Origin of the sequence: Nocardioides sp. GXQ0305 (assembly GCF_050880345.1) — a bacterium.
GTDB lineage: Bacteria > Actinomycetota > Actinomycetes > Propionibacteriales > Nocardioidaceae > Nocardioides.
Genome location: NZ_JBNYXG010000003.1, coordinates 402,241 through 422,405, shown reverse-complemented (window position 1 = coordinate 422,405; position 20,165 = coordinate 402,241). Strand labels below are relative to the sequence as shown.

Here is a 20,165-nt window from a genome sequence, read left to right as displayed (position 1 = left end):
CGAAGCCCCTGCGTCAGGCGGCGCGGCGCTCGAGCCGCCGCTCCTCCTGGCGCCGGGCCAGCTGGGTGAGCCGGGCCTGCGCGGCTCGGCGTACCCTCGGCCCCTTGGTCGACATCGCCCACAGCGTCTTCAGCTGCTCGGGCAGGTTGCGCGCGTTGGTGGTCGCGAGCCAGCCGTTGGGCAGCGAGAGCCGCACCACCTTGTGCCACGCGGAGTAGACCTGCTGCGGCATCGGGCGGGTGCAGTAGTTGAGGTCGTACTTCTCGAAGAGGGCCCGGACCTTCGGCGCGATCTCGGCGTACCGGTTGGACGGCAGGTCGGGGAACAGGTGGTGCTCGACCTGGTGGGAGAGGTTGCCGGTCATCACGTGCAGGGCCTTCGACCCGGAGATGTTGGCGCTGCCGAGCATCTGCCGGACGTACCACTCACCCTTGGTCTCGCCCTCGATCGAGCGCTTCTCGAAGGTCTCGACGCCCTCCGGGAAGTGGCCGCACAGGATCACCGAGTTCGACCACAGGTTGCGCACCACGTTGGCGGTGAAGTTGGCGGCGAGCGTCGACAGGAACGAGCCTGTCGGCAGCGAGAGCAGCGGATGGGCGACGTAGTCCTTGGTGGCCTGCTTGCGGATCTTGTGCAGCACCTCCCTGGCCCGGCGCTTGAACTCGGGGTCCTTGGTCTGCTTCTTCTTGATCGCCGCCCCGAGGTCGAGGTCGTAGGCGGCGATGCCGTACTCGAAGAACACGGCGTTGATGAAGCACCAGACGGGCTGGCCGAGGTGCATCGGCGACCAGCGCTGGTCCTCGTCGACGCGCATGATGCCGTAGCCGAGGTCGTTGTCCTTGCCGATCACGTTCGTGTAGGTGTGGTGCAGCTCGTTGTGGCTGTGCTTCCACTGCTCGGCGGGGCTCGCCATGTCCCAGTCCCACGTCGTGGAGTGGATCTTGGGGTCGCGCATCCAGTCCCACTGCCCGTGCAGGATGTTGTGCCCGATCTCCATGTTGTCGAGGATCTTGGCGATGCTCAGGCCGGCGGTGCCGACCAGCCAGGCCGGCGGGAACACGCTGAACAGCAGCACCGCGCGGCTGCCGAGCTCGAGGCTGCGCTGGGTCTTGATCATCTTCCGGATGTACGCCGCGTCGGACGCGCCGCGCGAGTCGATGACCTCCTGGCGGATCGCGTCGAGCTCGACGCCGATCTGCTCGATGTCCTCCGGGGTCAGGTGGGCGATCGGGTTGTCGGCCTTCTTCTGGATGACGGTCACGGGGGTGTCACTCCTGGGGGTTGCGGTGGTCTGTCATGTCACCGGGTTTCGAGATTCGCTCCGCTCGCACCTCAACCTCCGGCGTGGTCGAGGTGGCACTCGCCGGCGGGTGCGTTGATGCAGGTCTGGATCTTCACGGTGCCGCTCTCGCCCGGGACGGCGCTGGTGACCTCGCCGTTGCGGAGGTCGCGCACGCTCCCCTCGCGCATCGGCAGCACGCAGCCGTAGCAGATGCCCATCCGGCACCCGCTCGGCATCAGGACGCCGGCGTCCTCGGCCGCGTCGAGGATCGGGGTCGCGCCGTCGGCCGTCACGCTGCGTCCGTCGGCGAAGGTCACGCTGCCGCCCTGGCCGGGCTCCACCCGGGCGGTGCGGAACTGCTCGGTGAACAGCTCGAGCCCCTTGTCGTCGTGGAACCGCTGGAGGGCGTCGAGCAGCCCGGCCGGGCCGCAGGCGAAGGTCCGGCGCTCGGCGATGTCGGGCACCAGCGCCGGCAGCTCCTCGACGTCGAGGACGCCGTGGACGTCGTCGTACCGGGACACCAGCCGGATCGCTCCCGCGTCGGCCAGCGCCTGCAGGTCGCCGGCGAAGATCGAGTCGGGACGGCTGGGTGCGACGTGGACCACGGTGATGTCGTGGTGGCGGCTGCGCGCGGGCCGGAGCACGCCGGTGTCGGTCGACGGGAACAGGTTGCGCAGCATCCCGATGACCGGCGTGATGCCGGACCCGGCGGTGACGAACAGGAACTTGCCACCCTCCGGCGGCAGCACGAACTCACCGGCCGCCTGCTCGAGGTGGACCAGGGTGCCCGGTCGCGAGCGGTGGACGATGTGGTGGCTCACCAGGCCGTCGGGGACGGCCTTCACGGTGATCGAGATCCGGCGGTCGGGACGGGGGCCGTGGGTGAGGGAGTACGCACGCCACTGGCGGACGCCGTCGACGTCGATGCCGAGCCGGAGGTACTGGCCCGGGACGTGCCCGGCCCAGTCGGCGCCGGGGCGGATCACCAGGGTGGCGGCGTCGCGCGTCTCGGGGATCACCTGCTCGATCCGGCCGCGCAGATCGGCGCCCGCTCGGAGCGGGGCGAAGAGGTCGAGGAAGTCTGCGGGTACCAGCGGGTGGGTCACCGCCTCCGCGAGACGGCGCCCGTGGGAACGCAGCAACGACATGTCCTCCAGTGTGTCTGAGTCCCAGGCGCAACTCATGGCCTCCAGACGTGAATCGGGCCATGCATTTTGTTCGCAGATGCCAAGGATGGAGCGACTGGGGCCGATGTGGCCAGCGGGCACACCGGTCGAGCAAGGGGAGGGCGGTCGGTCGCGGCCGCCCACCGGACCGGCAGCTCGCGCCCTTCCAGACCAACCGGCGCCACCGCTACGCTCAAATCTGCGCGGTCTGTCGGACGTCGCGGGCCGCAGATTGTTCGCTGAGGACAGAGGACGCCGTGACCGCACCCCACTCGCTGGAACCCGACCTGATCGAGCTGCTGCGCACCACGCTGCCCGACGTGGCGGTGCACACCGTGACCGCGGTGCGCGAGGAGGTGCCCGCCTACAGCGAGGGCCTCGGCGAGCAGCTGGCGGCGACCATCGAGCAGGCGGTGCAGATGGCGCTCGCCGGCTTCCTCCGGGTGGCCGGGAGCGAGGACCCCGGCGCTCCGCTGAGCACGACCGTCGAGGGGGCCTACGCCCTGGGGCGCGGTGAGGCGCGGGCCGGCCGCTCCGCCGACGCCCTGCTGGCGGCCTACCGGGTGGGGGCCCGGGTCTCGTGGCGCGAGCTGTCCGCGACCGCGGTGGCCGCCGGGGTCTCGGCGGACACGGTGGCCCGGTTCGCCGAGCTCGTGTTCGCCTACATCGACGAGCTCTCGGCGGCGTCGGTGGCCGGCCACACCGACGAGCTCGAGACCAGCGGGCGGGTCCGGCAGGGGCTCCTGGACCGGCTCGGCGCCTCGCTGCTGCGTGGCGAGTCGGCCGACGCGCTCGCCGAGGCGGCCGAGCGGGCCGACTGGGCCCCGCCCCGCACGCTGACCGCGGTGCTGCTGCCCGAGGCGCAGGTGCGGCCGGTGCTCGGGCTGGTCCCCGCGGGCGCGCTCACGCCGAGCGACCACGGGCTGCCCGAGGGACTCGCCGTGGTGCTGGTGCCCGACGCGGGCGGACGGTCCCGCACCCGGCTGCTGCGGCTGCTCGCCGACCGGCACGCGGTGGTCGGCCCGGCGCGTCCCTGGCGTGAGGCCCGGGCGTCGTACGCCCGCGCGGTCCGCGGCCTGGCGCTCCGGCGTACCGCGGAACCGGTCGACACCGAGCACCACCTCGCGTCGCTGGTGGTCGGTGCGGACCCCGAGGCGCTGGCCGACCTGCGGGCTCGCGCGCTGGCACCGCTGGCCGATGTCCGGCCCGCGACCGCCGAGAAGCTCGAGGCGACACTGCGCTCGTGGCTGCTGCACCAGGGCCGGCGCGAGGACGTCGCCGCCGAGCTGTTCATCCACCCGCAGACCGTGCGCTACCGGATGGGCCAGCTGCGCGAGCTGTACGGCGACCGGCTCGACGACCCGCAGACCGTGCTGGCGCTGACCCTCGCCCTCGCCTGATCCCGCTGCCTCACCGGCGGGCCAGCCGCCCGAGCAGCGAGACGGCGTCGTACGGCGCCCGGCCGCGGGCGTCGTTGTCGAAGTAGACGTAGGCGTCCTGGCCGGCGGCGTGCCAGGAGCGGAGCCGCCCGGCCCACCGGTCCAGCGACCTCGGGGCGTAACCGCTGGCGTAGAGCTCGGTGTGGCCGTGCAGCCGCACGTAGCGGAAGTCGGCGGTGTCCTCGTCGAAGCAGGGCCAGCGGCCCGGGCTGTCGGAGGCGACGAGCGCGACGCCGTGGTCGCGCAGCAGCCGCACCGCCGCCGGGTCGCCGAACGACGGGTGCCGGGGCTCGAGCGCGTGGCGGACGGGCCGGTCCACCACTGGCTCGGTCACGGTGCGATCGGCGGACAGCTTGTCGTCGTGGCGGGCCGCCAGCTCCGCCACCGCGGCGTGGTCACGGGGCAGCCGGTGGAGGAACCCGCCGACGACCTCCTCGTCGAAGGCGAGGTCGGCCGGCAGCTGCCACAGGAACGGACCGAGCCGGTCGCCCAGGGTGAGCACGCCCGAGGCGAAGAAGTTGGCCAGGCCCTGGTCGGCGTCGCGCAGCCGCTTCATGTGGGTCACGAACCGGCCCCCCTTGACCGCCACCGGGAACTCCCGCGGGACCTGCTCCGCGATCCGGCGGTACGTCGTCGGCCGCTGCAGCGAGTAGAAGGAGCCGTTGAGCTCGACCGAGGTCATCTGCTCCGCGACGTACTCGAGCTCGCGTCGCTGCACCAGGCCCTCGGGGTAGAAGTCACCCCGCCAGCGCGGATAGCGCCAGCCGCTCACGCCGACGTACGCCCGGACCACAGGACCAGCGTGCCCGCTCAGAGCGCGTCGTGCACCAGCTCGCCGGCCACCCACGTGGCCGCGACCGTGGTGCTGCGCAGGTGGTGGGCGGCCTTGGCGGGGTCGTCGGTGGCGTGCGCGAGCGGGTCGGTGTCGAGCAGCGCCAGGTCGGCCGGGTGGCCGGCGGCCACCGTGCCCCAGCCGTCGGTCGAGGCGGCCAACGCCTCCCGCGGCGTGATCGCCTGCTCCGGGTGCCAGGGGTCGCGGGCGTCGCCGGTGCGGTGGACCGCGGCCGCCATGGCGAGCCACGGGTCGAGCCGGGCCACCGGCGCGTCGGAGCCCATCGTCAGCCGGACCCCCTCGTCGAGCATCCAGCGCAGCGCGAACGAGCGGTCGCCGCGGCCCGGCCAGAGCCGTTCGCTCACGTCGCGGTCGTCCAGCAGGTGGGCGGGCTGCACGCTGGCGGTGACGCCGAGCTCCGCCATCCGGCGTACGTCGTCACGGCACACCAGCTGGGCGTGCTCGATGGACCCGCGGGCGCCGGTCTCGGCGAACGCGTCGAGGGCGTCGCCGACCGCACGGTCGCCGATCGCGTGGACGGCGACGGTGAGGCCGTGGTCGGTGGCCCGGCGCAGCAGGTCGCGCAGCTCGGCCTGCGTCTGGTTGGGCTGGCCGTGCGGGAAGCCGAGCGGTGACGGACCGGCGTACGGCTCGCAGCACCAGGCGGTGCGGGTGTTGAGGGAGCCGTCGCTGATGATCTTGAGCGGCCCCATCCGGGCCCGGTCGTCGCAGCCGGGCAGCAGGTCACCGGTCCGGAGGCCCGCGGCGACGACGCCGTCCAGGCCGTCGGCGTACGTCGCCATCCGGATCCGCAGCAGCCCCGCACCCTGCACCCACCGGTCGGCCCACTCCTCGTGGCCACCGCTGAACTCGAAGTCGGTCAGCCCCACCACGCCGAGCTCGGCGGCCTGCTCCATGGTGCGCCGGTAGGCGTCGGGGCCGGTGCCGTCGTCGCCCAGCACGGTCGCGAGCCGGCCGTAGGCCCGGAACCACTCCGCCTCCGCCACCACGCCCTCGCGCAGCGGCATCGCCAGCATCATCAGCGCGATCGAGTTGAGCCAGGCGTGGTGGCCGTCGCCCGCGATCAGGATCACGGGCTGATCGGTGTCGATCGCGTCGAGCATCGACACGACCGGGTCCTCGGGCCAGTCGGTCGGTCGGTGCCCCCAGCCGATGACGGGCCACTCGGGCCACTCGGCGAGCCGCTCGCGGACCATCGCGACCGCCTGGTCGGCGGACCGCGCGCGGCTCAGGTCGAGCCGGGCGCTGGTCAGCGTCCACTGGGCGAGGTGGACGTGGTGGTCCCACAGCCCCGGCAGCAGCCAGCGGCCGTCGGCGTCGACCTCGGGCAGGCCGGGGTCGGCGACGTCGGCACCCACCGCGGTGACCACACCGGCCGTCACCCGGACGTCGACCGGATCGGCCGGTGCGCCCGTGCCCTCGACGTCCACCAGCCGAGCACGCCGCAGCACGAAGCTCGTCATGGCGACCGAGGGTAGGGCGCGTCCCGGGCCGCCCGGTCGCCGGGCCGCGTGCCGGACCGACCGCGGCTCACCACCACCCCTGCTTCTTGGTCCAGCGCAGCAGCAGGCCGCTGACCGACGCCATCACCAGCAGCACCAGCAGCAGCTGGGGGATGCGGGTGCTGTCGTTCACGATGACGTTCATGCCGTAGATGCTCGCGAGCGCCGTGACCGGCAACGTCACCGCCGCGATCACGGCCAGCCGCTCCATCGCCAGCGTCATCGTGGTGGTGACCCGGGTCTGGTAGAGCTCGATCACCCCCCGCAGGAACTCGCGCTCGCCGTCGGCGAAGCTGCGGAGCACCTCGAACTGGTCCGCGAGGTCCCGCGCCAGCGCGCGGTCGGTCTCCGGCACCATCCGGTCCAGCGATCCGATCCGGGTCATCACGTCGTGCGACTGGGCAGCCATCGTCCGGACCGTGACCAGCTCGTGGCGGACCAGGAACAGCCGCTCCAGCAGCAGCTCGGGCCGCCGGAAGTCGCCGGCCATCGCCTCCTGTTCCAGGTCGGGCAGCCGCTCGGCGACCTCGCCGACCAGCTCGCGCTGGCGGCGTACGACGGCGGAGCCCAGGGCGTGCGAGAGCTCCGCGGGCGACGCGGGCGCGAACCGACCCTCCTCGATGCGCCGGCGGACCGACTCCGTCTCGACCAGGGCCTGCTGCGGGTCCACGGCCGGGTTCACCGGCCCGTGCACGCTCACCAGCCAGCGCCGCCCGACCAGCTGGTCGAGCTCGAGCAGGTGGACGTGGCCGGCATCGCCGGCGACCGGCGTGTGGAGCACCAGGAAGACGTGCGAGGGATAGGCGTGGCCGGTGGGGACGTGGTTGCGCTGCCGACAGGCCGCCACAACGCGGGGGTGCGCGCCGCAGACCCGGGTCAGCACGTCCTCCGCGGCGTCGTCCCAGGTGGCCACGTCGAGCCACACGAAGCCGTCCGGACGGGCGAGCAGGCCCTCGAGGGCCTCCACCGGGTGCGGGTCCACACCGCCCGCGTGCACGCACCAGAGCTCCACCCGCCCAGCGTGGCACCACCCGCGGCCGTGCGGGAGGCCCGCCAGGGACCGGCCAGTAGCCTGCGGGGCGTGACCGACCGGCTCAGCGCCCACGCGCTCATCGACCTGGTGCTCGACGAGGGGTCCTGGACGGGGTGGGACGTCCCTCCGGAGCGGTCCGGGATCTCCGGTGAGTACGCCGCCGAGCTGGCGGCGGCGACCGAGCGGAGCGGCGTCGACGAGGCCGTGATCACCGGCGAGGGCCGGATGCGGGGCCGGCGGGTCGCAGTCGTCGCCGGCGAGTTCGCCTTCCTCGCCGGTTCCATCGGGCGCGACGCCGCCGACCGGCTGGTGTCGGCCGTCGAACGGTCCACCCGCGAGGGCCTGCCCCTCCTCGCGGCACCGGTCAGCGGGGGCACCCGGATGCAGGAGGGCACGCCGGCATTCGTCCAGATGGTCCGGATCAGCCAGGCCGTCGCGGCCCACAAGTCGGCCGGGCTGCCCTACCTGGTCTACCTGCGGCACCCGACGACCGGCGGCGTGATGGCGTCGTGGGGATCGCTCGGCCACGTGACCGTCGCCGAGCCCGGGGCCCTGGTCGGGTTCCTCGGCCCCCGGGTCTACGAGGCGCTCTACGGCCGGCCCTTCCCCGCCGGCGTGCAGACCGCCGAGAACCTCTACGCCCACGGCATCATCGACGCCGTCCTGGCGCCCGACGAGATCGCCGACATCCTCGACCGGGCGCTCGCGGTGCTGCACGCACCGCGGCTCGGCATCGGCCCGGTGCCGGAGCCGGGCGAGGAGCCCCCGCTCGACTCGCTGGCCGACGTCGACCCCTGGGAGGCCATCACCCGGTCGCGGCGCACCGACCGGCCCGGCGTACGCCGGCTGCTGCGGTACGCCGCCACCGACGTCATCCCGCTCAACGGCACCGGCCAGGGCGAGGCCGACCCCGGGCTGCTCATCGCGCTGGCCAGGTTCGGCGAGGCGGCCTGCGTCTTCCTCGGCCAGGACCGGCGCGGCCAGACCACGGACCACCCGCTCGGACCCGAGGCGCTGCGCCAGGCCCGCCGTGGCATGCGGCTGGCGAGCGAGCTCGGCCTGCCGCTGGTGACGGTCATCGACACCCAGGGCGCCGCGTTGTCGGCCGACGCCGAGAACGGCGGACTCGCCGGCGAGATCGCCCACTGCCTGTCCGACCTGGTGACCCTGGACGCCCCCACGCTGTGCCTCATGCTGGGCGAGGGGAACGGCGGCGGTGCGCTCGCCCTGCTGCCGGCCGACCGGGTGGTGGCCGCCCAGCACGCCTGGCTCTCGCCCCTGCCGCCCGAGGGCGCGAGCGCGATCGTCCACCGCGACACCGACCACGCGCCGGACCTGGCGCGCGCCCAGCAGGTCCGGGCGATCGACCTGCACCGGCTCGGCGTCGTCGACCGGGTGGTCGCCGAGCGGCCCGACGCTGCCGAGGAGCCCGAGGCGTTCTGCGAGCGGGTGGGTGCGGTGCTCGAGCACGAGCTGGCCGCGCTGCTGGCGTCCGGCCCCGGGTCGCCGGAGGAACGGGCGCTCCGCTACTCCTGAAACCCTGCGGTGGTGCCTGGGGGTGCGCCGGGGCGCACGCTCAGGCACACGCCGCGTCAGAAGAGCAGGGCGGCGGCGGGGTCCTCGAGCATGCCGGCGACGTCGGCCAGGAACCGGGAGCCCTTCTGGCCGTCGATGTGCCGGTGGTCGAAGGACAGGGCGAGGGTCGTGATCTGGCGGGGGACGATCTCGTCGACTCCCCCCTCCGAGACGACCCACGGCTGGTTCCGAACCGCGCCGAAGCACAGGATCGCGGACTCGCCCGGGTTGATGATCGGCGTACCGGCGTCGACGCCGAAGACGCCGACGTTGGTGATGGTGAAGGTGCCGCCGCTCATCTCGGCCGGCTGCGTCTTCCCGTCGCGCGCGGTCGCGGTCAGCTCGCCCAGCGCCTGCGCCAGCTCGAGCAGCGAGAGGTCCTGCGCCTCCTTGACGTTGGGCACGACCAGCCCCCTCGGGGTCGCGGCCGCGATGCCGAGGTTGACGTAGGACTTGTAGACGACCTCCTGCGCCGCCTCGTCCCACGTCGAGTTGATCTCCGGCGTACGCCGCATCGCGAGCATCGTCGCCCGGGCCAGCACCAGCAGCGGGCTGACCTTGACGTCCCGGAACTCGCGACGGCCCTTGAGCCGCTCGACGAACTCCATCGTCCGGGTCGCATCGACGGTGACCCACTCGGTGACGTGGGGTGCGGTGAAGGCCGATTGGCTCATCGCCTGCGCCATCATCTTGCGCACGCCCTTGATCGGCTCGCGCGTCTCGCGCTCACCGGGGCGGAGACCCTGCGCACCTCCGGGGGTTTCGAGGCCCGACGCCTGGGCGCCTCGCACCTCGACCTCCGAGGCCGCGGCCTCCACGTCGCCGCGCGTGATCACGCCACCGTCGCCGGAGCCGGTGAGGGTGGCGAGGTCGACGCCGAGGTCCCGCGCCAGCTTGCGGACCGGCGGCTTGGCGAGGGCACGGGCGGTGGGCGCGGGCTCGTCGTGGGGGCGGGCCGGTGTGGCCGGCACCGCCGGCTCGTCGACGTCGGCGACCTCCTCGGACCGGGCTCCACCCGGTGCGAACGCCCCCTGCAGCTGCGCCTGTGCTCCGGCGCCCGCCTCGGAGGACGGCGCCGCGCCGCCCCTGCGGGCACGGCGCACCGGGCCCCGGTCGGCCTTGTTGCGGCCCACCAGGCTCTCGCCCTCGCCGCCTCCGCTGGCGGCGGGGTTGGAGAGGTCGATCTCCATCTCCGCCGCCACCTCGCCCGGCGTCTTCTCAGCAGGCGCGTCGTCCGCGGCGGCGCCGTCGCCGATCGCGATGATCGGCGTGCCGACCGGGACGGTCTCGCCCTCGGGGACCATCAGCTTCTGGACGACGCCCGCGAAGGGCGACGGGAGCTCGACCAGCGACTTGGCGGTCTCGATCTCGACGATGATCTCGTTGATCTCGACCGTGTCGCCCTCCTTGACCTTCCAGGAGACGATCTCGGCCTCGGTGAGGCCCTCACCGACGTCGGGCAGCTTGAACTCGGCCATCAGAACGCAAGACTCCTGTCCACGGCGTCGAGGACCCGGTCGAGGTCGGGGAGGAAGTCCTCCTCGATCCGCGAGGCCGGGTAGGGGGTGTCGAAGCCGCCGACGCGGAGCACCGGCGCCTCCAGCGAGTAGAAGCACTCCTCGGTGATCCGGGCCGCGACCTCCGACCCGAGACCGAGGTTGACGTGGGCCTCGTGGGTGACGACCGCGCGGCCGGTACGCCGTACCGACTCGTAGACCGGCCCCATGTCGAGCGGGCTCAGCGTGCGCAGGTCGATCACCTCGAGGCTGCGCCCCTCGGTCGCGGCGGCCTCGGCGGCCGACATCGCGGTCTTCACGGTCGGGCCGTAGGCGAGGACCGTCACGTCGGTGCCCTGCCGGACGACCCGGCTCCGGAACAGCCCCTCGACGGACTGAAGGGTCTCGCGCTCATCCAGTTCGGCCTTGTCCGCGTGGTACTGCCGCTTGGGCTCGAGGAAGATCACCGGGTCGTCGCAGGCGATGGCCTGCTGGATCATCCAGTAGCCGTCGACCGGGTTGGAGCAGGCGACGACCTTCAGGCCCGGCGTGTGCGCGAACTGCGCCTCGGGGCTCTCGGAGTGGTGCTCGACGGCGCCGATGCCGCCGCCGAACGGGATCCGGATCACCATCGGGATCTTGTAGTTGCCCTTGGAGCGGTAGTGCATCTTCGCGACCTGGCACACGATCTGGTCGTAGGCCGGGTAGACGAAGCCGTCGAACTGGATCTCGACGACCGGGCGGTAGCCGCGGAGCGCCATGCCGATGGCCGTGCCGACGATGCCGGACTCGGCGAGCGGGGAGTCGATGACCCGGTCCTCGCCGAAGTCCTTCTGCAGACCGTCGGTGATCCGGAAGACGCCGCCGAGCTTGCCGACGTCCTCACCCATCATCAGGACCTTGGGGTCGTCCTCCATCGCCTTGCGCAGACCCATGTTGAGGCCCTTGGCGAGCGTGATCCTCGTGGTGCTCATGCGTGCCCCTCCTCGAACGTCTCGAGGTAGGCGGCGAAGCCCTCACGCTGCGCCCGCAGCTCCTCGGTCTCCTCGGCGTAGACGTGGGCGAACATGTCGAGCGGCTTCGGGTCCGGCAGCGCCTTGCAGCCCTCGCGCAGGTGGTGACCGAGGTCGTCGGCCTCCTGCTTGATGGTGGCGATGAAGTCGTCGTCGACCAGGCCGTTGCGGCGCAGGTAGACCTCGAGCCGGGCGATGGGGTCCTTGAGCTTCCAGTTCTCGACGTCGTCGTTGAGGCGGTAGCGGGTCGGGTCGTCGGTGGTGGTGTGGGCACCCATCCGGTAGGTGTAGGCCTCCACGAGCGTCGGGCCCTGACCGTCGCGGGCGCGCTGCAGCGCGGCCTGGGTGACGACGTACGTCGCGAGGACGTCGTTGCCGTCGACCCGGACGCCGGGGAACCCGAAGCCGAGCGCGCGCTGGTAGAGCGGGATCCGGGACTGCCGCTCGATCGGCTCGGAGATCGCCCACTGGTTGTTCTGGCAGAAGAACACGACGGGCGCGTTGTAGGAGGCGGCGAAGATGAACGCCTCGTTGACGTCGCCCTGGCTGGACGCGCCGTCGCCGAAGTGGGCGATCACGGCGGCGTCGCGCTCGGGGTCGCCGGTGCCGACGGCACCGTCGCGCTGGATGCCCATCGCGTAGCCGGTGGCGTGCAGCGCCTGGGCGCCGATCACGATCGTGTAGAGGCCGAAGTTGTTGTCGGCGGGGTCCCAGCCTCCGTGGTCGACGCCACGGAACAGGCCGAGCAGGTTGAGCGGGTCGATGCCCTTGCAGTAGGCGACGCCGTGCTCGCGGTAGGTCGGGAAGACGAAGTCCTGGGGCCTGAGCGCGCGGCCGGCGCCGATCTGGGCGGCCTCCTGGCCGAGCAGCTGGGCCCAGATGCCGAGCTCGCCGTGCCGCTGCAGCGCCGTGGCCTCGGTGTCGATGCGCCGGGTGAGGACCATGTCGCGGTAGAAGCCGCGCAGCTCCTCGGCCGAGAAGTCGTGGTCGAACTCGGGGTGGTGGATGCGTTCACCCTCGGGTGTCAACAACTGGATCAGCTCGGGGCCACCGTCTTGCTGGCTGGGTCCGAAGACCTCCACCAGGTCGGGGCCGAATCCTGCAGTGGTCACCTGCGCTCCTTCTCAGCTCACCGGCGCTCGCGGGGTCACCGCGCTGGCCGCACTGGTCGCCGTGGCCGTCCGCTTGTGACGGGGACCACAACGTGGTGCGTCAAACGTACCGGCGGGGAACTCCCACCCGCCAATCGGACGGCCCCGCCCCCGCCGATAGCTGGCCGCCGAAATCATCACCGGCAGCCCGGCACCGATGATTTCGGCGTCCAGCTATCCCTCCGTCGGGACCCGTACGGCGCCACCGCTCAGCAGGGCGTCGACCCACGCCTCGACCCGGGGGTCGGTGGGCGTCAGGGTGGCGCCGTCGGCGCAGGGGGCGGGGTCGGTCCGGCCCGCCCGCATCACCACGTCCCAGTCGTAGTCGCGACCCTCACGCAGGTCCCACTCCTCGCCGCGACGCTGCCGGACCAGCACCACCTCGGCCGAGGCCCCGCGCAGGACGTCCCGCTCGGTGCTCGCCGTGACCAGCACCTTCTCGCCCGCCGACGTCGCCCCCAGGGCAGGCTGGGCGCCGATCCGGGCCGCGGCGAGGACGGCCACCACGGCCTCGACGCACTCCGGGAGCGCCACGACCACCCGGTCGCCGCGCACGATCCCGCAGTGCCCGAGCACGCCGCCGAAGGCGGCAACCTCCTCGAGCAGCCGTGCGTAGGACCAGCGCGTGGGCCCGTCGACGAGGGCCTCCTCGTCGGCGTGCCCGCCGACCACGTGGGCGTCGACGAGGTCGAAGCAGGCGACCGTCATGGACTCATCCTGCCGCGCCGCCCGCGGCCGGCCTGCAGTGGACCGACTACTCCACGGGGAAGCGGGTGGCGCCCGCGACGAGGACGAACACCAGGACCGCCGCGAGACCCGCGACGGCCAGGAGGGTGCGGCCGGCGTGGCGGGAGCCGGCCCAGGGCAGCAGCACCAGGCCGACACCCGCGACGGCTGCAGGGACCACCAGAGGGTGCCACCAGGCCAGGCTCACCAGCGTCACCAGGGCGGCCACCCCGCCCCCCACCAGCACCGGGACCAGGCGGACCGGGCGCGAGCCCCGCGGCAGGCCGATCGTGACCACACCCTGCTCGCTCCACCTCGTCGGCGCCTCGGGGAGCGCGCACAGCCCGGCTGCGACCCCGCGCAGGGTGTCGGCGTCGGCCACCACGACCAGGTCGCGATACCGATCGACCGCGGCGTGGCCCCGGACCGCCGCGTCCAGCCGGTGCGCCCGGTCCTCGGGCACCTCGTCGGGCTCGGCGGTTCCCAGCTCCGGGCTGACCACCACCGGCAGCCCGAGCTGCTCGGCCCGGGCACGCGCCGCCGGGTCGGGGGCGGTGAGCACGAGCGCGTGCCGCGGTGCGGTCAGGTCGTCGTCCCCACCCGTGGTGGGGACCAGCAGCACCCGCTGCACCCCTCGTCCACCCACACGGAGCACGCCGCGGTCCTGTCAGCCCCGGCCGTGGGGCGTCAGCCACACCTCGGGATCCGGGCCGCGCGGGACGATGCCGGTCGGGTTGATGTCGTCGTGAACCACGTAGTAGTGCTGCTTGATCTGCTCGAAGTCGGTGTTGTCGCCGAAGGCCGGGGTCTGGAACAGGTCGCGGGCGTAGCCCCAGAGGTTCGGCATCTCGGTGAGCTTGTTGCGGTTGCACTTGAAGTGGCCGTGGTAGACCGCGTCGAAGCGGGCCAGCGTGGTGAACAGCCGGACGTCGGCCTCGGTGATCGAGTCCCCCATCAGGAAGCGTCGGTCGGCCAGCCGCCCCTCCAGCCAGTCCAGCGCGGCCCACAGCCGCTCGTAGCCTCGGTCGTAGGCCGCCTGGGTGCCGGCGAAGCCGAGCCGGTAGACGCCGTTGTTGACCTCGGCGTACACCCGCTCCATGACCTCGCCCATCTCCTCGCGCACGTCGGCCGGCCAGAGGTCGGGCGCGTCGTCGCGGTGGTGGGCGGCCCACTCGAAGTAGAGGTCGTGGGTGATCCACGGGAAGTCGTTCGTGACGACCTTGCCGGTCGGCACGTCGACGATGGCGGGCACGGTGATCCCGCGCTCGTAGCCGGGCTGACGCGCCTCGAAGGCGTCCTTGAGGCGCGGGATGTCGAGCACCGGGTCACGCCCGTCGGGGTCGAGGTCGAAGGTCCAGCTGTCCTCGTCGTGGGTGGGCGCGGCGAGGCCGAGCGAGATCACGTCCTCGAGGCCGAGCAGCTGCCGGACGATGATCGCGCGGGTCGCCCACGGGCAGGCCCGGGCGGCGACCAGCCGGTAGCGGCCCGGCTCGACCGGCCAGCCGTCCTGGCAGTCGCGGGTGATCCGGTCGGGGATGTAGTCGGTGTCCCGCTCGAAGTCGTCCGAGGTGACGTAGGGGGGCATGACCACATCGTTGCACGTTCAACCTGACCCGCAGCCGGGTCGGGACCCGGGTCCCCGGGCGTCAGCGGGGGAACTGCCGCGCCAGCTCGACCACCCGGTCGTTGGCCTCCGGCTCGCCGATCGAGACCCGCGCGCCCTCACCCGCGAACGGGCGCACGACGATCCCGAGCTCGTCGGCGGCCGCGGCGAAGTCGAGGGTCCGCTCGCCCAGCTCGAACCAGACGAAGTTGCCCTGCGGCTCGGGCACGTCCCAGCCCACGTCGTGCAGGCCGGCGACCAGGCGACTGCGCTCGCCGACCAGGGCCTCGACCCGTTCCAGCAGCTCGGCCTCGGCGGCGAGCGAGGCGACGGCGGCCGCCTGGGCGACGATCGAGACGCCGAAGGGCAGCGACACCGCGCGCAGCGCGGCCGCGATCGGCTCCGGGCCGACCGCGTACCCGACCCGGAAGCCGGCCAGCCCGTAGGCCTTGGAGAAGGTGCGGGTGACCAGCACGTGGGGGTGACGGCGGTACGTCGCCACCCCGTCGATCGGGTCCTCGGACCGCACGAACTCGACGTACGCCTCGTCGACGACCACCAGGACGTGCGGCGGGACCTGCGCGAGGAACCGGTCGAGCTCGGCCTGGGTGACCGCGGGGCCGGTCGGGTTGTTCGGCGTGCAGACCAGCACCACGCGGGTCCGGTCGGTGACCGCCGCCGCCATCGCGTCGAGGTCGTGGCGACCGTCGGGCAGCACCGGCACCCGGACCGACGTCGCCGCCGCGGCGGCCACCGCGATCGGGTAGGCCTCGAAGGAGCGCCACGCGTAGACCACCTCGTCGCCGGGATGGCAGAACGCGTGCATCAGCTGGTAGACCAGCGCGACCGAGCCGGTGGCGAGCGCCAGGTCGGACGTAGGCACCCCGAGCCGGGCCGACAGTGCGTCGTAGAGCTCGGCGTTGCCCATGTCGGGGTAGCGGTTCATCTGCTGCGCTGCCGCCATGGCGGCCTCGATCACGCCGGGCAGCGGCGGGTACGGGTTCTCGTTCGACGACAGCTTGTGGACCGTGAGCCCCTCGCGCGGCCGGGGCGGCTTGCCGGCGACGTAGGCCGGGATCGCGGCGACGTTGGGGCGGGGCTGCGGAGCGGTCATGCTGCGGAGGCTAGCCGGACCCGACGGGCACCGCGTCAGCGCCGTTTCCAGGGCCGCAGCACGAGGGCGACGACCAGCCCGAGCCCGAAGCCGATCACCGCGCCGGTCACGTTGTCCACCAGGTCGGTGACGTCGCACGCGCGGTCGATGCGGGCCAGCTCGAGCTGCACCAGCTCGATCATCAGGGAGTACGCCGCCAGCCCGATCAGCCCCAGCGGGGCCGCGATCCAGCCGACCCGCCACCGGCTCACGGCGACGACGAGCAGGGCGCCCGCGGGCACGAACAACGCGGTGTTGAGCAGTCGCTGGCCGCCGGACAGGATCCAGAACCCCTCCGGTGCCGGGCCGCCGTAGTCGAGCGAGCAGGTCTCCGAGCGGGTCTCGGCCGGGACGGCCAGGTCGATGCCGTAGAGCGGCACCAGGGTCACCAGCGCGATCACCACCAGCCACCACAGCAGCCCGCACCACGACCAGGCGGCGACCCACCCGACGCGGCGCTGGGCGAGCATCGCGATCGCCGCGAGGACGAGCCCGGACAGGAGCGCCCCCGCGACCATGCTCTCCGTGCCGCCGATGTCCACGGCGGCGAGGCTATCCGCTGGGGCAGCGTACGGATCGACCCGCGACGGCGCGCCACGGCCGCCGCGCCCGGAGGGGAGCGGCGGCCGTGGGCGAGGGGGGTCAGCCGACGGAGACCCGGGCGCTGCAGGAGGTGGAGTGGCCGAGCCGCTTCGCCCGGAACCTGAAGACGTCGCGACCCGAGGTGTTCGGCCGCTGCCGGTCGACGTCGAGGTCACCCTCGTGGTCGGCGCGCCGCACGACGCGGGCGATGCGCTGGCCGTCGTGGCGCAGCACCACGCGCCACCGCGAGCCCGGGGCGACCCGGTCGATGTCGGCCGACACCTCGTAGCCGCCGTCCTCGCGGTCGACGGAGAGCTCGTACTGGCCGGCGCCGCAGGCACCGCGGCGCTCCACGTCGGCGTGGGCGGGAGCAGCGGCGACCAGGGCGGTGGGGACCGCGAGGGCCAGGGCGGTGCCGAGGCCGGCAGCGGTGCGGGTGATGGTGTTCATGTCGGGTTCCTCTTCTCGGTCGGGTTTCGTGGGTGTCACCAGCGAGTGCTGGCGCGGCAGAGCTGGTCCCCTCGGGAGGCGGAGACGGTGACCTCGGGGTCGGCCTCCGGAGCGGCCATGACGTCGACGTCGATCTCGCCTTCGTCGTCGGTGGTCCGCTCGGCGTCGAGCAACGGGGTGCCGTCCTGCTCGACGGTCACCTGCCAGGTCTCGCCCGGACCGGACGACCGGAGCTCGAAGGAGACCTCGTGCCCGCCGTCGTCGGGCTCGGCGGAGAGCTCGTAGGTGGCGCCGGCGCAGTCGCCCCGGTCGACGGTCGCCGCGTCGTCGCGGGTCATCAGCCAGGCGGCGGTGGCCACGCCGGCGGTGACCACGACGATCAGGGCCGCGGCCGCCAGGGTGACGACGGTGCGGGTGGTCCTCATGGTGCTCCTCCTCGGTCGATCCGTGGTGACGGGAGGAGAGTCGCAACGCGGTCGCTAAGCCCGAACCAGCGCTGCGCTAACGGTGGGCAAAGGTTCGCGGAGGGTCAGGCGGGCGGCCCGAGCCGCACCTCGGTGCGGGCCCCGCCCCAGCGGGAGCTGCCGAGCACGAGGCTGCCTCCGGACGCCTCGGCGGTGGTGGCGACGATGCTCATGCCGAGTCCCGTGGAGCCGCCGCCGCTCACGCCGCGGTCGGTGACGTCGAGCCCCTCCGGATAGCCGGGGCCGCCGTCCTCGACGACGAGCAGCGCGCCACCGGCGGGAGCGGCCTGGAGGGTGACGGCCACGGGACTCCCTTCCGGCGCGTGCGTGAACACGTTGTCCAGCAGCGCGTCCACGAGGGCCGCGAGGTCGTCCTCGCTCGCCCCCACGGGCAGGGGGTCCCGGGGCAGGTCGACGGCGACGTCCCGCCCCTGATCCTCGGCGAGGGCGAGCCAGAAGTCCACCCGGTCCCGGACGACGGCGCCGGCGTCGGCCATGGCCACGAGTCCCTCGCGCTCGGACCGTCGGGCCTGGACGACGAGGTGGTCGACCATCGCCTCCAGCTCGTCGAGGTCGCTCTGGATCCGCTCGGCCTCGTCGCGGTCGGCCAGCCGCTCGGCCCGGAGCCGCAACGCGGTCACGGGCGTCCGCAACCGGTGGGACAGGTCGGAGACCCCGCGGCGCTCGCGCTCGAGCAGCACCTCGATCCGGTCCACCAGGCGCTGCAGCGCGACGCCGAGCGCCTGTACCTCGACCGGGCCGCCGATCGGCACCGGCGCGGCCTGCCGACCGGTGCCGAGGTCCTCGGCGCTGGACGCCAGCGCCGCGATGGGACCCACGAACGAGCGACCGAGCCGGTCCGCCAGCAGCACCGCACCGCCCCAGAGCACCAGGCCGAGGAGCAGCAGGATCGTCCACGCGAGCAGCACTCCCGAACCGGTCCCGGGCGCGGCCACGTCCACCTGCACGACCGGAGTGAGCTGCGGCAGCGTGCTGCTGCCGCCGAGGGAGACCGGGACCAGGATCTGGGCTCCTCCGTCGACGTCGTCGACCCGCGCCCGGCCGGTGGACCGGGCCTGCTCCACCCGTCGGGCCTCGCCCGGGGGTCCCGGCCCCACCGCGGGTCCGTCGGGGTAGAGCACGGTGGTGGTGATGCCGTTGTCGTCGCCGTTGACGCTGTCGAGGTAGACCGAGACCGCGCCCCGGTCCGCGCGGGACACCACGCTCTCGGTCGCCTGGACCTCCAGGGCGGCCTGCGCCAGCCGGTCCTCGAGCGCGTAGCTCTGCACGAGGACACCCATCGGCACCAGCATCGCGACCAGCACCATGGCGACGGTCGCCGCGACGGTGACGATCAGGCTGCGCCGCACGGCCGGGTCACTCCCCCGGTGCGGCCAGCCGCACGCCGACGCCGCGGACCGAGGTGAGGTAGCGGGGTTCCGCGGCGGTCTCCCCCAGCTTGCGGCGCAGCCACGAGAGGTGGACGTCCACGGTCTTGTCGGAGCCGCCCCACGCCTGCTGCCAGACCTCCGTCAGCAGCTCGCGCTTGGTCACGACCTCGCCGGCCCGACCGGCGAGGTGGGCGAGCAGGTCGAACTCGCGCGGGGTCAGGTCCAGCGGCTCGCCGGCGAGGACCGCCCGCCGGGAGGCCGGGTCGATGCTGAGCTCGCCGACCACGACCGTCCGGTCGGCAGGTCGACCGGAGGCGCTGCGGCGCAGCACGGCGCGGATCCGGGCCTCGAGCTGGACGGTCGTGAACGGCTTGACGACGTAGTCGTCCGCGCCGGCATCGAGCGCCCGGACCAGGCTCGGGTCGTCGTCGCGAGCACTGGCGATGATCACCGGCACCTCGCTGACGGCGCGCAGCATGGCCAGCACCTGGGTGCCGTCGACGTCCGGCAGCCCGAGGTCCAGCACCACCACGTCGGGACGGGTGTCCACCGCCAGCGAGAGACCGGTCATGCCGTCGGGCGCGGAGTCGACCGCGTGCTCCTGCTCGCGCAGCGAGCGCACGACCAGCGTCCGGATCCGCTCGTCGTCCTCGATCACCAGCACGTGCGCCACGGGCCGAAACTACCGTCGCGTCCGACGTCGGAGGGACCCGCGCGAGGGCCGAGCGCCGAACCTTATCCCCGCCTTAGCGTTCCGCTAGGGCTCCGCGGTGGTCCCGCTCGGCACAATCGCCTCGTGCGCAGCAGGAGATGGGGGTACGTCGTCGCGTGGGTGGTCGCCGCCACCCTCGCGGTGGTCGTGGGCATCGCCGCGGTCTCGACGGTCGGCGCGTCCATCCGCGACCGCGGTCCCCTCGGCAAGGAGCCGCCGCCCGACGCCCGCGAGGGGGTGCAGGTCCCCCGACCGGACCCCGGGGTGCAGATGCGACGCGACACGGTGGACGGCGAGTTCGGGTCGTTCCGGGTGGGGTGCCGCGGCGTCGTGGCCTACGGCCTGGACTTCGCCCCGGCCGACGGCTGGCGGGTGGTCAGCTTCGAGGAGGGCCCGGACGACGACGTCGACGCGGTGTTCAGCAGTCGCGACCGCTCCTTCGACGTCGAGGTCTTCTGCAACCAGGGGCGCCCGACGGTGGCGGAGATCGAGCCGGCCACCCTGCCCGACGACGACTGAGGACGCGGCCCGGCCACCTGCGAGGCGCCGTACCCCTCCCGCGCCGGCTCTAGGC

Annotated in this window: 20 protein-coding genes; 3 read left to right on the top strand and 17 right to left on the bottom strand. The window is 73.4% G+C overall.

The window, feature by feature from the left end:
* Positions 1-13: 13 nt before the first annotated feature.
* Both ACQ1X7_RS10640 and ACQ1X7_RS10635 read right to left on the bottom strand, forming a co-directional pair.
* On the bottom strand, positions 14-1,261 hold the full coding sequence (locus ACQ1X7_RS10640; protein ID WP_432478159.1) for a fatty acid desaturase family protein: 1,248 nt from the start codon (positions 1,259-1,261) through the stop codon (positions 14-16).
* A 71-nt stretch (positions 1,262-1,332) separates the two neighbouring features.
* The gene (locus tag ACQ1X7_RS10635; RefSeq protein ID WP_432478158.1) at positions 1,333-2,430 is read right to left on the bottom strand and encodes a ferredoxin reductase; all 1,098 of its coding nucleotides are present in this window, start codon (positions 2,428-2,430) and stop codon (positions 1,333-1,335) included.
* Positions 2,431-2,705: 275 nt separating this feature from the next.
* On the opposite strand from ACQ1X7_RS10635, the gene ACQ1X7_RS10630 reads away from it, so the two are divergent.
* Positions 2,706-3,848, top strand: coding sequence for a PucR family transcriptional regulator (locus tag ACQ1X7_RS10630; RefSeq protein ID WP_432478157.1), 1,143 nt, complete (start codon positions 2,706-2,708; stop codon positions 3,846-3,848).
* Positions 3,849-3,858: 10 nt separating this feature from the next.
* Here the strand turns inward: ACQ1X7_RS10630 and ACQ1X7_RS10625 are convergent, their stop codons facing one another.
* The 3 genes from ACQ1X7_RS10625 to ACQ1X7_RS10615 all read right to left on the bottom strand — a co-directional run bounded on the left by ACQ1X7_RS10625 (position 3,859) and on the right by ACQ1X7_RS10615 (position 7,254).
* Positions 3,859-4,680: a DUF72 domain-containing protein gene (locus ACQ1X7_RS10625; RefSeq protein ID WP_432478156.1), complete on the bottom strand. Its 822-nt coding sequence runs from the start codon at positions 4,678-4,680 to the stop codon at positions 3,859-3,861.
* 17 nt (positions 4,681-4,697) lie between these two features.
* Positions 4,698-6,203, bottom strand: coding sequence for an amidohydrolase (locus ACQ1X7_RS10620; RefSeq protein ID WP_432478155.1), 1,506 nt, complete (start codon positions 6,201-6,203; stop codon positions 4,698-4,700).
* A gap of 67 nt (positions 6,204-6,270) precedes the next feature.
* A complete protein-coding gene (locus ACQ1X7_RS10615; RefSeq protein ID WP_432478154.1) occupies positions 6,271-7,254 on the bottom strand; it encodes a magnesium transporter CorA family protein in 984 nt (327 codons plus the stop codon).
* Positions 7,255-7,323: 69 nt separating this feature from the next.
* Here ACQ1X7_RS10615 and ACQ1X7_RS10610 point away from each other — a divergent pair, with 69 nt between their 5' ends.
* Positions 7,324-8,811: a carboxyl transferase domain-containing protein gene (locus ACQ1X7_RS10610; RefSeq protein ID WP_432478153.1), complete on the top strand. Its 1,488-nt coding sequence runs from the start codon at positions 7,324-7,326 to the stop codon at positions 8,809-8,811.
* A gap of 56 nt (positions 8,812-8,867) precedes the next feature.
* On the opposite strand, the gene ACQ1X7_RS10605 is transcribed toward ACQ1X7_RS10610, so the two are convergent.
* The 12 genes from ACQ1X7_RS10605 to ACQ1X7_RS10550 form a co-directional block, all read right to left on the bottom strand.
* Positions 8,868-10,328: a dihydrolipoamide acetyltransferase family protein gene (locus ACQ1X7_RS10605; protein ID WP_432478152.1), complete on the bottom strand. Its 1,461-nt coding sequence runs from the start codon at positions 10,326-10,328 to the stop codon at positions 8,868-8,870.
* Positions 10,328-11,320 carry an alpha-ketoacid dehydrogenase subunit beta gene (locus tag ACQ1X7_RS10600; protein ID WP_432478151.1) on the bottom strand — a complete coding sequence of 331 codons (993 nt, stop codon included), beginning with the start codon at positions 11,318-11,320 and terminating at the stop codon, positions 10,328-10,330. Before ACQ1X7_RS10600 ends, ACQ1X7_RS10605 begins: the two co-directional genes overlap by 1 nt.
* Positions 11,317-12,471: a pyruvate dehydrogenase (acetyl-transferring) E1 component subunit alpha gene (gene pdhA / locus ACQ1X7_RS10595; RefSeq protein ID WP_432478150.1), complete on the bottom strand. Its 1,155-nt coding sequence runs from the start codon at positions 12,469-12,471 to the stop codon at positions 11,317-11,319. The genes ACQ1X7_RS10600 and pdhA overlap by 4 nt, the downstream gene beginning before the upstream one ends.
* Before the next feature lie 213 nt (positions 12,472-12,684).
* Positions 12,685-13,218, bottom strand: coding sequence for an AMP-binding protein (locus ACQ1X7_RS10590; protein ID WP_432478149.1), 534 nt, complete (start codon positions 13,216-13,218; stop codon positions 12,685-12,687).
* A 46-nt stretch (positions 13,219-13,264) separates the two neighbouring features.
* Positions 13,265-13,858, bottom strand: coding sequence for a hypothetical protein (locus ACQ1X7_RS10585; RefSeq protein ID WP_432478148.1), 594 nt, complete (start codon positions 13,856-13,858; stop codon positions 13,265-13,267).
* A 45-nt stretch (positions 13,859-13,903) separates the two neighbouring features.
* Positions 13,904-14,821: a glutathione S-transferase family protein gene (locus ACQ1X7_RS10580; protein WP_432478147.1), complete on the bottom strand. Its 918-nt coding sequence runs from the start codon at positions 14,819-14,821 to the stop codon at positions 13,904-13,906.
* A gap of 61 nt (positions 14,822-14,882) precedes the next feature.
* Positions 14,883-15,953, bottom strand: coding sequence for a histidinol-phosphate transaminase (gene hisC / locus ACQ1X7_RS10575; RefSeq protein WP_432478146.1), 1,071 nt, complete (start codon positions 15,951-15,953; stop codon positions 14,883-14,885).
* Between the two features lie 35 nt (positions 15,954-15,988).
* On the bottom strand, positions 15,989-16,534 hold the full coding sequence (locus ACQ1X7_RS10570; RefSeq protein WP_432478145.1) for a VanZ family protein: 546 nt from the start codon (positions 16,532-16,534) through the stop codon (positions 15,989-15,991).
* Positions 16,535-16,634: 100 nt separating this feature from the next.
* Positions 16,635-17,024: a hypothetical protein gene (locus ACQ1X7_RS10565; protein WP_432478144.1), complete on the bottom strand. Its 390-nt coding sequence runs from the start codon at positions 17,022-17,024 to the stop codon at positions 16,635-16,637.
* 35 nt (positions 17,025-17,059) lie between these two features.
* The gene (locus tag ACQ1X7_RS10560; protein WP_432478143.1) at positions 17,060-17,449 is read right to left on the bottom strand and encodes a hypothetical protein; all 390 of its coding nucleotides are present in this window, start codon (positions 17,447-17,449) and stop codon (positions 17,060-17,062) included.
* Between the two features lie 104 nt (positions 17,450-17,553).
* Positions 17,554-18,858, bottom strand: coding sequence for an ATP-binding protein (locus tag ACQ1X7_RS10555; protein WP_432478142.1), 1,305 nt, complete (start codon positions 18,856-18,858; stop codon positions 17,554-17,556).
* Between the two features lie 7 nt (positions 18,859-18,865).
* Positions 18,866-19,552 carry a response regulator transcription factor gene (locus ACQ1X7_RS10550; protein ID WP_432478141.1) on the bottom strand — a complete coding sequence of 229 codons (687 nt, stop codon included), beginning with the start codon at positions 19,550-19,552 and terminating at the stop codon, positions 18,866-18,868.
* A 123-nt stretch (positions 19,553-19,675) separates the two neighbouring features.
* Here ACQ1X7_RS10550 and ACQ1X7_RS10545 point away from each other — a divergent pair, with 123 nt between their 5' ends.
* Positions 19,676-20,110: a hypothetical protein gene (locus ACQ1X7_RS10545; protein ID WP_432478140.1), complete on the top strand. Its 435-nt coding sequence runs from the start codon at positions 19,676-19,678 to the stop codon at positions 20,108-20,110.
* Positions 20,111-20,165: the final 55 nt, after the last annotated feature.

Excerpts from the sequence above, each read along its gene's own strand:
- ACQ1X7_RS10635 (WP_432478158.1), bottom strand. The coding sequence starts at position 2,430 with ATGTCGTTGCTGCGTTCCCACGGGCGCCGTCTCGCGGAGGCGGTGACC.
- ACQ1X7_RS10620 (WP_432478155.1), bottom strand. The coding sequence starts at position 6,203 with ATGACGAGCTTCGTGCTGCGGCGTGCTCGGCTGGTGGACGTCGAGGGC.
- ACQ1X7_RS10605 (WP_432478152.1), bottom strand. The coding sequence starts at position 10,328 with ATGGCCGAGTTCAAGCTGCCCGACGTCGGTGAGGGCCTCACCGAGGCC.
- ACQ1X7_RS10600 (WP_432478151.1), bottom strand. The coding sequence starts at position 11,320 with ATGAGCACCACGAGGATCACGCTCGCCAAGGGCCTCAACATGGGTCTG.
- ACQ1X7_RS10590 (WP_432478149.1), bottom strand. The coding sequence starts at position 13,218 with ATGACGGTCGCCTGCTTCGACCTCGTCGACGCCCACGTGGTCGGCGGG.
- ACQ1X7_RS10580 (WP_432478147.1), bottom strand. The coding sequence starts at position 14,821 with ATGCCCCCCTACGTCACCTCGGACGACTTCGAGCGGGACACCGACTAC.
- hisC (WP_432478146.1), bottom strand. The coding sequence starts at position 15,953 with ATGACCGCTCCGCAGCCCCGCCCCAACGTCGCCGCGATCCCGGCCTAC.
- ACQ1X7_RS10565 (WP_432478144.1), bottom strand. The coding sequence starts at position 17,024 with ATGAACACCATCACCCGCACCGCTGCCGGCCTCGGCACCGCCCTGGCC.
- ACQ1X7_RS10560 (WP_432478143.1), bottom strand. The coding sequence starts at position 17,449 with ATGAGGACCACCCGCACCGTCGTCACCCTGGCGGCCGCGGCCCTGATC.